Origin of the sequence: Leucothrix pacifica (assembly GCF_003172875.1) — a bacterium.
Classification (GTDB): Bacteria; Pseudomonadota; Gammaproteobacteria; order Thiotrichales; family Thiotrichaceae; genus Leucothrix; species Leucothrix pacifica.
The window spans coordinates 71,779-84,586 of record NZ_QGKM01000013.1 but is presented as its reverse complement, the minus strand read 5'-3'; the positions used below and the strand labels follow the sequence as shown (position 1 = coordinate 84,586).

Here is a 12,808-nt window from a genome sequence, read left to right as displayed (position 1 = left end):
GTTGAGATCGTCGGTCTAACTGCGACCAGTCATGAACTGAATATAGTCCTGAAGTTTCTTCCAGTCTCCGCTATCAGCAAGTCCGGCCTGATATGGCCAAGTCTCAGGTTCATGCATACGATAGTCTGGCCCAGCTGCATCGATAATTTCTTTAAGAGAATCTCTGCTGCTGTTTTTCAGCTGTTCGTAAGTTGTGATGCCAGCCTTGTTTAACAGGCTCTCAAAGAACGGACCAATGCCTTCAATCTTCTTCAGGTCATCCTTTATGGGGTCATCAAAGGAAGCACTTGAGCGCTTCTCGGTCAGATCTTTGGTGTTGCCAGCAAGGAATGACTGATACTCTGAAAGTTTGACCCAATTTTTGTCAGCACAGAGTTTGGCCTGATGTGGCCAGCTAGCAGGTTCAACCGCACTTAGCTTGTCGTTGCTTGCCTCGCTGAGGTAGCGTTTGAGAGTACCACGGTCAGTTGTACGAAGCTGTTCATAGGTGGTTATTCCTTTGCTATTCAATAGCGCTTGCGTGGAATCATCAATACCTGAGATACGTGTTAGATTATCACCTGTTTCTGAGGCATCGACTTTGCGGTTATCAACACTAGCCGATGGGTTGTCTCTTCGCTTCGGTAGGTCAGGACTAGTCAGACTTTCACCCATTGCCTGCGTTTTATCGGCAGCTTTGGCTTTGAGGCTTGCGCCTGCCGCTGTCACCGCTCCGATTCCCGCTGCTGCTGCTCCCAGACCTTTTCCAAGAAGGCCTTTGCCGCTGTCAACGGTAGCCTGAGCCGCACCCGAAAGGTCAGGTGTATCAATGCTTGGTAAATCAACGTCAGGCATATCAACATCAATTGATGGCTTTGAAATATTGAGATCAGTATCTAAGTCAGGTAAGTCGACATCTGGTAGATCAATTTTTGCTTTTAAGCTATCCAGATCGACCTCTGGCAGGCTTACGTCAGCCCCTAAGTCAGGTACATCAATATCCGGAAGATCTACATCAGCAGTAAGATCGGGGACGTCCAAATCCGGTAGCTCGGCATCAATGCTTGGAGTCTTCACATCTGGCGGCAGGTCCAGATCTGCAGATAGGTCAGTATCAGGAGCATCAGGTAAGTCGATGTCTGGTGTATGAATGTCAGGGGTAGGCATTGAAACGTCTGGTAAATCGATGTCTGGCTTTTTCAGCTCAATATCACCAACGGCATCCACGGCTTTGTCCTTTAGCGCGCCTGCACCAACAGCGACAGCACCGATACCTGCTGCAGCTGCACCTAGCCCTTTACCAATAGCACCTTTACCAACATCCAGCCCGGCATCTACTTTTCCTTTTATATCGAGGTCAGGCAGGCTGACGTCGGGGGTCTTGAGGTCAGGAATATCGATTCGTGGGCGTGGCGTATCAATATTGACATCAGGAAGCTCAACATCTGGTGTGTCGATATCAACCGAACCGAGCTTAGGCTCATTAATGGTAGGGATGTCTACATCAATATCCGTATCAATATCAGCTCTTGGAATGCCAACTTCAGGGTCATACAGTCGCTCACGACTGCTGGCAGATAAGCCAGTACGTTGCCCCGGAACTGTAACCTGTAGATTTAGGTCGGCTGACTTTGCATCGTGGGTGTATTCAATTGTGTCTTTTTGCTTGCGGCCAAAAAGCTTTTTCATCAACCAGCAAAATAGCCAGCCTAAGATAAAGGCGGCAAGCAGCATCAGCAAAATTTCTAGCGTTGCATCTAGTAAGGAGTAGTCTGCAGGCATCCTTATACCTCCTTCAGATTACGTTTGCGTTTACGAGAACCAAGTGCCCAGCAAAACAGGCAGCCCAGTAAGAAAGAGCCGGCAAGCATAATCAGCAACTCCAGGCTGGCATCTTTCATTTCATAAGTCTTTGTTACAGCGTGTTCAAACATCTTATATCCTCAAGCACGGCGGCCTTTCGGCTGCAATCCATGTATTTCACTTATTATTTAATAGCCGGAATTAACTCAACACGACGGTTTTTACGTCGGCCTTCATCAGTTTTATTCGAGGCAATTGGTTGAGTCTCACCCATTGATGCAACATCAACTTGTGCAGGGTCTGCGCCAAGCTTGGTCATCAGGTTCTTGATCTCCACGGCACGTTTGAGGCCCAGATCAAGGTTGGTTTCAGCTTTACCCACATCATCGGTGTGGCCTGTCAGTACTACGGAGTTCGATGGGCTTTGGTTAAGCCATGCAACAACACCTTCAAAGTACTCAGTTGCGGCCTCTGATAGTCCCGGGTTAGCTGAACGGAACGGGAAGTAGAGACGGCTCTTTTGAACAGGGATGTCTGAAGTTGCACTCGCATTTTGCTGCGCGTCTCCGGTATCTACTGTTACTTCGTCATCTGCAGCGGGAGCTGGTGCATCTTGAGCGACGTTAGCAGAATCATCATCTGAAGTGTTTTCATCTGAAGGCGCTTGTTCCTGATCCGCAGTGGCAGCTTGTTGTTCAGTAGTATCGGCTGCTGCGGCATCATCATCGCTCTCTTTAGATGTATCAGCTTTTTCCTGAGCCGCGTTATCATCAATGTTGTCAATCAGATCAATGATTCCGTCGTTGTCGCTATCGGTAGGGTTATCCTTGTCTGCGCCCAGTTCGTCGCCATCATTGACTCCGTCGCCGTCACTGTCTGCGCTTAGTGGATTACTGGTTAAGCCTGCTTCAACTGCACTAGGGATACCATCGTTATCATCATCTTCGTCCAGTGCGTTAATAATGCCATCGTTGTCAGTGTCGATTGGGTTAACAAGGTCTACACCAAGCTCTTCATTATCATTAACGCCATCACCGTCACTATCAACATTTGCCGGGTCTGTTCCCAGTGCGCGCTCATCTTCATCCGATATTGCATCACCATCCTGATCAACAAAATCAGTGGTTTTAGGTTGAACAGCGTCAGCAACTTTGTCTGCACCGGCAACGATTGCGCCTGTGGCTGCAGCAGTTGCGCCAACAGCGGCTGTTTTGGCTTTATCTGCAACGCTGGTGAACTCACCATCTGCGCGACAGAATCCTTTGATCATGCAGGTGTAGTACCACCAACTGCCAAAAGCCCATACGGCGGTAAGCAATAGTAGTAGCAGTGCTCGTTTTATCATGATGGTTCTCATCTCCTGTGAAGTATCAGTTTGTGCGGGGTTCGCGCTTCCAGTGCGCGTTAACAAATCTGCTTTTGCCTAATATATTGCATGAATATCAACAATATTCCTATGGCTTTGATGGGATTAGGTTAAGTTTAATGTCCCGTAAAGCTTAAGGATCGGTAATGAATCTATGGAATCTGTCTGATTCCTATCAATTAGTAGTAGCAAAGCGAGGCAAAAGGTCAGCTAAATTTTTATCATTGGCTCATAGTTAAAATATATGGGCTTTATTTCTTGTGTGCGAGGCTGTAAATCCAAAAACTCAAAGCCATTGTTAAAATGACTGAGAATGCAAACACGTACAGACCGTAGTGCACTTCTACTTTGGCGAGAGCCCCCAATTTGACAGAAACCAGCAGCAGTGCCACGACGAATACATCCAGCATCGACCACTTGCCGAGGGTCTCTATTAGAGAGAGTGATTTATCCAGTAATGATCCGGGGCGATATTCAACATTCGTGATTAATAACAGGCTGACAATTTTGATTACCGGCACGCATAAACTAAACACAGAAATGATGCTAAATAGTAGCCATTCCTGATCGCGATAGAGTACCTGTATAGTTGAAATTAAAGAAATGGAGTTTTCAATAAAATAAAGTTTCTGTAAGGTTAACAGTGGAGCTGTAACCCCGATGACAAGTGCGACCAAGCTACATAGTAATAAGATATTGATCGCTATTCCCTGAATGGTGAATCGCTTAATTAGTGAGTGAGTCATTCTTTCTTGTCAGAGCTCTGTGAAAAGTAAATTAATGATGTGATCTGGCTGGTTCGATTTTTATCGTTCTTCATCTTTCCCCCAGCTTTCGAAGGACCGAAAGTAAAGAAGCCGGATTTCTGCGAAAGGAGAGTGTCGTATGTCATCTGTAAGTATGCCTGCAAATCCGGATCAACCGGAAGTGGGATTATCTGTTATTGCATTAATTTTTGGTTTTTTATCTCTGTTCTTAGGCGCCTTGATTGCTGTTCCGGGCATTATTTTCGGACATATAGCCTGTGCCAGAATCAAACACAACCCGTATCGGTTTGGTGGTATGAGGTTGGCTGTAGCCGGGCTCGTATTGTGCTATTTGATGCTGCTGGCAAGTTTGGTGGTGTTGGTTTATCTGTTTACCAGTCCTGCCCACATGCATCACCTTGCTGACTATCTGGGTTACAGTCTAGTGTTGGCTGAAGGGTAGTAATGTAACCGTTCATCCATGCTTTCTATACGCTTGAATTAACTAAATAATCGCTTTTTCCGGCCACGCCCAGAGTTCGGGTAGTTCGTCGGGAAGGGCATGAGTAACTTGCTGATATTGCACTAATCTATTTCTTAATATTTGATACTTCAGCACGGGATATCTGTCTTTTGACACGGTGTTTTTGCTGTTAGCCAAGAGATAGATAAAATGTTGAGAAGTCACAAAAAGAATATTCTGTTTGGATTGCTAGCGTTAGGCTTGTTTGGTTTGGTTTATGGCTATCTGAACTCGCGTCCGGAGATGATAGCGGATGAAACGCTTCGGGTCGCAGAGGTTCCAAGACCTGAGTTAGAGCGTGCGGTAAACAGACCTTCACCATTCAAACCTGATGGCTTAGGTGTTGATCAGCAGGTAAATGAATCATCCATGGATAAGCTGTCCGACACGGGTGAAACGGTGAAAATCGGTGGTGAGAATCTGGTCTCAGCCATGCAGGACTCGCTGGCTGTTGATGGTGTAGATGGTGGTGCAGAGAGTGATGGTGTTCAAGATATGTTAGTCGCGCCTGAGGCTATATCCGGACAAATCATGTCAGCAACTGATTCAACCGTTACAACAGTTGACGGGGATGAGCAGCTATCTTCACCCAATGCGTCTCTGAAACAAGAGCAAACCATCATTGCAAGCCCCAAAGATCCTTATCAGAATCCTTTCAAGTCAGGGCCAAGACGGCATACTCCTGAGCCCGTAGAGTCAGATGAGCAAGTCGTTGCGATGACTCAAGAGGAAGGTGCTGTAGTCACTACATCTACAGAAACAGATGAAGACACATTTATCAATCTGACGAATTCTGAGGTGCCGCTATTATCGGAACAGCAGTCTGGGTTTTTAGATCTCAACCTTGCAGAAGAGAAGCCGCTTGAGGTGGTGCTGCTTGAAGGCGATGATATTATTATTGATGATGTCAATGAGACATTGAGTAAATACCAAGCTCCGGATGAAGCGGTTTTAACGGAGGTGGTTGAAGAATCTTCCGATGAGGCTACTGCAACCTCGGTTAGTAAGGTGAGTATGGATATCGTGTCACCATTTGGTTTGGCTGCCGCTCAAAAAGGCTTTGGTAAACAGTCTGCTGATTTAGTTGTGCTGCCAGATCCTGATGAGGTGTTAATGAATGGAACCGACGAAGTGAGCTTGGAATACCAAAGTTCATATAAGAAACTGCAATCGATCACAGATAAGTTGAAGGCTGCGAACGAGGAGAATGTGTCTCTAAAAAATCAATTTAGCAAGGTTGCTGATGATAACCGTAAATTGGCTCAAATAATTCGCGATATCGATGAAAAAATTAAAGTACTGACTGCGAATAACTGATTAAGCGTAAGTTTAGGAAAGCTTCCGCTTTTTAGCCAACACGCATAGATCTTAGAGCGGCTTTCGATTAGAATAGCGAAGGTTTACGCTGACAAAAACACGGGATGGGATTTCAAACATTGAAAGCTCCATCCCGTTTTGTATGTGGAATACATATAGACTGGGGATTTATCCCTTCACCCAACTGGAATACTGGGACAGTTGTGGTGCTCAACAGCCGTTAACAAGCAAACTCTGGATTAGTCTACTATGGAGGCAACGTTGAAAAAACGTGCACTTTTAGTCTTGGAAGATGGGAGTATCTTTCAGGGTGAATCAATCGGATGCGATGGAAAAAGCATTGGAGAGGTCGTATTTAATACGTCTATGAGCGGCTATCAGGAGATCCTTACGGATCCTTCTTATGCACAGCAAATTGTAACGCTAACTTACCCACACATCGGTAACGTTGGTGTGAATGAAGAAGATGAAGAGTGCGATCGCATTTTCTCTACCGGTCTTGTCGTTAAAGATGTTCCACGCATTTATAGCAACTTCCGTGGTAAAGAAAGCCTGCCTGACTACCTGTCACGAAAAGGTATCGTGGCGATTGCTGATATCGATACACGTCGTCTTACCCGAATCCTTCGTGAAAAAGGTGCTCAGCGCGGCTGTATCATGGCAGGTGAAAACTTGTCTGAGGAAGAAGCATTGGCTGCTGCCCAAGGGTTTGCGGGTTTGAAGGGAATGGATCTTGCCAAAGAAGTAACCACAGACAAAGCTTACGGCTGGAATGAAGGGAGTTGGCAATTGCCTCCGCTTGAGCAACTGACGCTAAGTGCTGATCAGGCTAAGTTCAAAGTGGTTGCCTACGACTACGGTGTTAAGCGCAACATTCTCAGAATGTTGGTCGACCGTGGTTGTGACGTCACTGTGGTTCCTGCTAAGACGCCAGCTTCTGAAGTACTGGCGATGAAGCCTGACGGCGTGTTCTTGTCGAATGGTCCGGGAGATCCTGAGCCTTGTGACTATGCTATTGATGCGATTAAAGAGGTACTAGAGCATAAAGTGCCTACTTTTGGTATCTGCCTCGGCCACCAATTACTTGGTTTAGCAAGTGGCGCTAAGACTGCCAAAATGAAGTTTGGTCACCACGGTGCGAACCATCCTGTTCAGGATTTGGAAACACAGAAAGTGATGATCACTAGTCAAAACCATGGTTTTGCCGTTGATGAAGCGACCTTGCCTGAGACGTTAAAAGCGACGCATCGTTCTTTGTTTGACGATAGCCTTCAGGGAATCGAGCGAACGGATGTTCCTGCATTTAGTTTTCAGGGTCATCCTGAAGCAAGCCCAGGGCCGCACGATATCGCCCCCATTTTCGACAAATTCATTGCACTGATGGAGAACCAAGGTTAATCACTCATGGCTAAGCGTACAGATATAAAGAGTATTTTGATCGTCGGTGCAGGTCCGATTGTAATTGGTCAGGCGTGTGAGTTTGACTATTCCGGAGCACAGGCGTGTAAAGCATTGCGAGAAGAGGGTTACCGTGTCATTTTGGTAAACTCAAACCCTGCAACGATTATGACAGACCCTGAGATGGCCGATGCGATCTACATCGAGCCGATTCAGTGGGAATCCGTTTCAAAGATTATCGAAAAAGAGCGTCCGGATGCTTTATTGCCAACGATGGGTGGACAGACTGCACTAAACTGCGCTCTGGACCTTGATCGTGAAGGTGTTTTGGAAAAATTTGGCGTTGAAATGATCGGCGCCAAAAAAGAAGCTATCGACATGGCTGAGGATCGTGAAAAATTCCGTCGTGCGATGGAAGATATCGGTCTGAACTCAGCGCGTTCCGGTGTTGCGCATAGTATGGAAGAAGCACGCCAGATCCAAAAAGGGCTCGGCTTCCCGACGATTATCCGTCCCTCGTTCACCATGGGTGGATCGGGTGGTGGTATCGCTTATAACCGTGATGAGTTTGAAGAAATTGCTGAGCGCGGTTTAGATATGTCTCCGACAACTGAGATTCTTTTGGAAGAGTCACTGCTTGGTTGGAAAGAGTATGAGATGGAAGTAGTTCGTGATACTGCGGATAACTGCATCATCATCTGCTCAATTGAAAACCTGGATCCGATGGGGATCCATACGGGTGATTCGATCACTGTAGCACCTGCTCAAACACTGACGGATAAAGAATATCAGATCATGCGAAATGCATCGGTTGATGTATTACGTAAGATTGGTGTTGATACTGGCGGCTCAAACGTACAGTTCTCGGTTAACCCGAAAGATGGCCGTTTGATTGTTATCGAAATGAACCCTCGTGTATCTCGTTCATCAGCATTGGCCTCTAAAGCAACAGGTTTTCCAATTGCAAAAATTGCCGCAAAGCTGGCGGTTGGTTACACGTTGGATGAGCTTCGTAACGAGATCACAGGTGGTGCAACTCCAGCATCATTCGAGCCAACAATTGACTACGTTGTCACTAAGATTCCTCGTTTCACATTTGAGAAATTCCCGAAAGCCGATCATCGCCTAACGACTCAAATGAAGTCGGTGGGAGAGGTGATGGCAATTGGTCGTACTTTCCAGGAGTCGTTCCAAAAAGCATTGCGTGGTTTGGAAACTGGCATCGATGGTATGGACGAACGTTTAGACCTTAAAGCGTCTGATGCAAAAGATACCTTGCGTCGTGAGTTAACAGAAGCCGGGCCTGAGCGTATTTTGTACGTGGCTGATGGCTTCCGCTTTGGTATGACGGCTGAAGAACTGTTTGAACATACTGCCATCGATCCATGGTTTTTGGATCAAATGCAGGAGTTGTTCGAAATGGAGCAATCCCTTGATGGCAAGTTCCTGAGTGACCTTGATAAGGCAGACTTATTTGAGCTAAAGCGTAAAGGTTTCTCTGATCGCCGTTTGGCTAAATTGCTGAATGTCAGCGAAAAAGAAATGAGCAAATACCGTCGTAACAAGGGTGTACGCCCGGTTTATAAGCGTGTGGATACGTGTGCAGCGGAGTTCTCGACGGATACTGCGTATATGTACTCAACGTATGATGAAGAGTGCGAATCTGCGCCAAGTGATCGTGAAAAGATCATGGTACTCGGTGGCGGTCCAAACCGTGTTGGTCAGGGTATTGAGTTTGATTATTGTTGTGTTCATGCTGCTTTGGCGATGCGGGAAGATGGTTATGAAACGATTATGGTTAACTGTAACCCTGAGACTGTTTCAACGGATTACGATACGTCAGACCGCTTGTACTTCGAGCCACTAACGCTTGAAGATGTAATGGAAGTGGTTGATCTTGAAAAACCGAAAGGTGTAATTGTTCAGTACGGTGGTCAGACACCTTTAAAGCTGGCGGAAGCATTAGAGGCAAGTGGCACACCAATTATTGGTACCAGCCCTGATTCTATTGATTTGGCTGAAGATCGTGAGCGTTTCCAGCAAATGATTGAGCGTTTAGGTCTGAAACAACCACCAAACCGTACAGCAAGAAGCCCTGAACAAGGTGCTGCACTGGCTGCTGAGATTGGCTATCCATTGGTTGTACGTCCTTCCTATGTATTGGGTGGTCGCGCTATGGAAATTGTTTATAACGAGGAAGACCTTCGCCATTACATGTTGAATGCCGTACAAGTATCAAATGATTCGCCAGTATTGTTGGATCGTTTCCTTGATGATGCTATTGAAGTGGATATGGATGCTATTTGTGATGGCGAAAATGTCTTAATTGGCGGCATCATGCAACATATCGAGCAGGCGGGTGTCCATTCTGGTGACTCTGCATGTTCATTGCCTCCTTATTCACTTAGCGAAGAGCTGCAGGATCGTATGCGAGATCAATGTGTGAAAATGGGTAAGGCGCTGAATGTTGTTGGTCTGATGAATGTCCAGTTCGCAATTAAAGACGACGATATTTATGTGCTTGAGGTAAATCCTCGTGCATCAAGAACTGTCCCTTTTGTGTCTAAAGCAATCGGTCAGCCGTTAGCTAAGATCGCTGCACGTTGCATGGCAGGTACAACATTGGCTGAGCAGGGTACATTGAAGGAAGTGATTCCTGAGTACTACTCAGTAAAAGAAGCAGTATTCCCGTTTATCAAATTCCCGGGTGTAGATCCGATACTTGGTCCAGAAATGAAATCGACGGGTGAAGTCATGGGTGTTGGCAGAAGTTTTGCTGAAGCGTATGGTAAGTCACAGCGTGGCGCGAGCATCGATTTCCCTGATAAAGCTGGGCAGGCATTTTTAAGTGTTCGTGAAGCCGATCGCAAGCACGCGGTTGATGTTGCGAAGCGTTTAGTTGAACTTGGTTTCTCACTGGTGGCTACTCGTGGCACATGCCGTTTGCTTAATGAAGCAGGTCTTGACTGTGCGCCGGTAAACAAAGTCAGAGAAGGTCGTCCTCATATTGTCGATATGATCAAGAATGATGAGATAAACTTGATTATAAATACAACCGAGGGTAAAAAGGCCATCAACGATTCATATGAGATACGCCGTGAAGCGTTACAAGGAAAGGTGACCTATACCACCACAATCACAGGTGCCTGGGCACTTTGTGAGGCAATGGCATTCACGGATAGTGAAGAGGTTTATCGCCTACAAGATTTACATGAAGGTATTGAGAAAGCGTCATGAATAGAGCTCCCATCACTGCGAAAGGTGCAGAACTACTGAAAGCAGAATTGCTACGTCTTAAGACAGAAGATCGCCCGAGAATTATTCAGGCGATTTCTGAAGCGCGTGAGCACGGCGATTTGAAAGAGAACGCCGAGTACCATGCTGCACGTGAGCAACAAAGCTTTACTGAAGGTCGTATCCAGGAGTTAGAGTCTGTTCTGTCTTCTGGTCAGATTATCGATGTTGCAACTTTAGGTGTTCAAGGTCGTGTTGTTTTTGGTGCGACTGTTGAGCTTGAAGATCTGGAATCTGAAGAAATCGTTGTTTATCAGATCGTTGGTGATATCGAAGCGGATATTAAGCAAAACAAAATTGCCGTCTCTTCACCTATCGCCCGAGCTTTGATTGGTAAAGAAGAAGGTGATGTGGCTGTTGTAAAAGCGCCTAGTGGTCTGCGTGAATACGAGATTGTGGCTGCGACTTACACAGACTGACGATAAGTCTGATACAAATAACCTCAAGGGTGATCACGCGACGCGTGTCATAAAATTATAAAATATGTCAGAAACCACCATGATTACTCTACTTCGTCATGGCGAAGTAGAGTTGGGTAATGTTTTTTGTGGAAGTACCGATCCTGCGTTAAGTGACAAAGGTTGGGCGCAGATGCAAAAGTCTCTGGAGAGCGAGGAAAGCTGGGACAAAATCATTACATCGCCTTTGCAGCGTTGTCACGAGTTTGCGGAATCTCTGGCCACGCAGGAAGAGCTGGAGCTACTGGTCAATGATCAATTTCAGGAGACTGACTTTGGTGATTGGGAAGGACTTTCGCCTAATGATATCTTAGAAGAAAATGCTGCAACGCTGAATGCCTGGTGGAAAGCGCCTACCCGTGTTATTCCTCCGAATGGAGAAGCATTTCTGGACTTTAGAAGTCGTGTACTGAAGGCTTTCAATGAAGTGACTGAAACACATGCGGGGCAGAATATATTACTGGTTACACATGCCGGTGTGATACGGGTGATTATGATGCATATTCTCGGTATGCAAGATGAGAACCTGTTTCGTTTGAATGTGGACTACGCCAGCCTGACTCGTATACGTATATATAATGATGAAACGGGAGAGTGGGGGACGTTACTCTCGCACGGTTAACATCTCGCCCATCTTCTGTATGCGATGAGGTTGCACTAAGTTTGTTTAGACAGTGCAACCCATTCCGCACAAATATTCTCTACTGATAAGTGTTCAACTGAACGTCGGGCATTCGCACTCAACTTTTCCCTCAATGTCTTGTCGTAAAATAACTTATCAATTGTATCGGTAAGAATCTGTTGATTACCTTCCTCAATCAAAAAGCCGTTGACATCATTCTGCACAATCTCACGAGGGCCTGTTGGACAGTCTGCAGAAATAACAGGGCAGCTTAATGATAAGGCTTCAATAAGTACCATTGGAAAGCCTTCTGCGCGACTTGACAATGTCATGAATTCCGCATTTTTCATATAAACAAAAGGATTCTTAAGGCGCCCTGGCAGGTGAATTTTATCCTCCATACCGAGTGCTTGCACTTGTGCCTCCAGCTCTTGCCGAAGCTCACCATCTCCCAGGATGATCAAATCGCAGTCTTGCTGCGCCTTAGACTTAGTAAACGCATCAATCATCAGGTCGAAGTGCTTTTGGTAGGTTAGCCGCCCGACAGCAATGATAAACTTACGAGGGTGCTCAAAAGGCTCCGATGACAAAGTTTCCAGTTCCTGAAAAGGCACCGGGTTGTAGATTCGCGAAACATTGTTGAGTTTGAGCTGTTCTCTGAGCGAGCTGGCAATATCATCCGATACTGGTGCAACGCGCTTCGCCAGAGGATAAAAAGAGCTAATCAATAAGCGGTCAATCGCACCGAGGAAATGAAAGTCTATATGCAGTGATGCGATGGTCTCTCTGGATGCCAGTATCGCGGGGTAGTTAGCTGACTCCATGAAGCCAAAGATATGATCGAACTTTTCCCGATTAAATAACTTCTTTAGTTTGTAGCTACGTTTGAGGAGGTTGTAAGACTTACCAATAAGGCTCTTCTTTTCAATGCAATCTATATCGATCAGTTTGCCGCCAAAGTCATAATCTACATTATTACTGTTAAAGACAATGATGGTGACATCATAGTTTTTTGCAAATCCCTGAGAAAGGGTGGCGACAACTCTTTCCCCACCGCCTGAGCTTAGGGAGTTGATGATCAAGGCTATTTTTTCCATCGTTGTTTGTGGGGCCTTTGTAAGTGCTTATTGTTTATTAATTGTGAGGTCGTGGGTCAAATCACGCTCTTATAGTTTCTAGTCTATTAAATGTAGGTATGAACTTCATCTATAGGCTGACAAATGTACCATTTAGCAAGATAGAACGATATTGTTGTTGCGAATCTTTAGCATTTACATTAGCATCTATTCATCAATTAAACAC

The 12,808-nt window shown here is 45.8% G+C and carries 11 protein-coding genes; 6 read left to right on the top strand and 5 right to left on the bottom strand.

Annotated features, from left to right (window positions below):
• Positions 1-15: 15 nt before the first annotated feature.
• The 4 genes from DKW60_RS06570 to DKW60_RS06560 all read right to left on the bottom strand — a co-directional run bounded on the left by DKW60_RS06570 (position 16) and on the right by DKW60_RS06560 (position 3,894).
• On the bottom strand, positions 16-1,761 hold the full coding sequence (locus tag DKW60_RS06570) for a helix-hairpin-helix domain-containing protein (RefSeq protein WP_109836857.1): 1,746 nt from the start codon (positions 1,759-1,761) through the stop codon (positions 16-18).
• 2 nt (positions 1,762-1,763) lie between these two features.
• Positions 1,764-1,913, bottom strand: coding sequence for a hypothetical protein (locus tag DKW60_RS23625; protein ID WP_181389606.1), 150 nt, complete (start codon positions 1,911-1,913; stop codon positions 1,764-1,766).
• Positions 1,914-1,966: 53 nt separating this feature from the next.
• On the bottom strand, positions 1,967-3,127 hold the full coding sequence (locus DKW60_RS06565; protein WP_181389605.1) for an OmpA family protein: 1,161 nt from the start codon (positions 3,125-3,127) through the stop codon (positions 1,967-1,969).
• 272 nt (positions 3,128-3,399) lie between these two features.
• Positions 3,400-3,894 carry a paraquat-inducible protein A gene (locus DKW60_RS06560; RefSeq protein ID WP_109836855.1) on the bottom strand — a complete coding sequence of 165 codons (495 nt, stop codon included), beginning with the start codon at positions 3,892-3,894 and terminating at the stop codon, positions 3,400-3,402.
• A 139-nt stretch (positions 3,895-4,033) separates the two neighbouring features.
• Between DKW60_RS06560 and DKW60_RS06555 the strand changes: the two genes are divergently transcribed.
• The 6 genes from DKW60_RS06555 (at position 4,034) to cobC (ending at position 11,506) form a co-directional block, all read left to right on the top strand.
• Positions 4,034-4,357 (top strand): DUF4190 domain-containing protein, encoded by a 324-nt coding sequence (locus DKW60_RS06555; RefSeq protein WP_109836854.1) that lies wholly within the window; start codon positions 4,034-4,036, stop codon positions 4,355-4,357.
• Between the two features lie 210 nt (positions 4,358-4,567).
• Positions 4,568-5,734, top strand: coding sequence for a hypothetical protein (locus DKW60_RS06550; protein ID WP_109836853.1), 1,167 nt, complete (start codon positions 4,568-4,570; stop codon positions 5,732-5,734).
• Between the two features lie 261 nt (positions 5,735-5,995).
• Entirely contained in the window at positions 5,996-7,132 is a 1,137-nt protein-coding gene (carA, locus tag DKW60_RS06545; RefSeq protein WP_219988656.1) for a glutamine-hydrolyzing carbamoyl-phosphate synthase small subunit, read from the top strand.
• 6 nt (positions 7,133-7,138) lie between these two features.
• On the top strand, positions 7,139-10,369 hold the full coding sequence (carB, locus tag DKW60_RS06540) for a carbamoyl-phosphate synthase large subunit (protein WP_109836851.1): 3,231 nt from the start codon (positions 7,139-7,141) through the stop codon (positions 10,367-10,369).
• A complete protein-coding gene (gene greA / locus DKW60_RS06535) occupies positions 10,366-10,845 on the top strand; it encodes a transcription elongation factor GreA (protein ID WP_109836850.1) in 480 nt (159 codons plus the stop codon). The genes carB and greA overlap by 4 nt, the downstream gene beginning before the upstream one ends.
• A gap of 79 nt (positions 10,846-10,924) precedes the next feature.
• Positions 10,925-11,506: an alpha-ribazole phosphatase gene (gene cobC / locus DKW60_RS06530; RefSeq protein WP_181389604.1), complete on the top strand. Its 582-nt coding sequence runs from the start codon at positions 10,925-10,927 to the stop codon at positions 11,504-11,506.
• Between the two features lie 35 nt (positions 11,507-11,541).
• On the opposite strand, the gene DKW60_RS06525 is transcribed toward cobC, so the two are convergent.
• Positions 11,542-12,603, bottom strand: a complete 1,062-nt coding sequence (locus tag DKW60_RS06525; RefSeq protein ID WP_109836848.1) for a glycosyltransferase family 4 protein — start codon at positions 12,601-12,603, stop codon at positions 11,542-11,544.
• Positions 12,604-12,808: the final 205 nt, after the last annotated feature.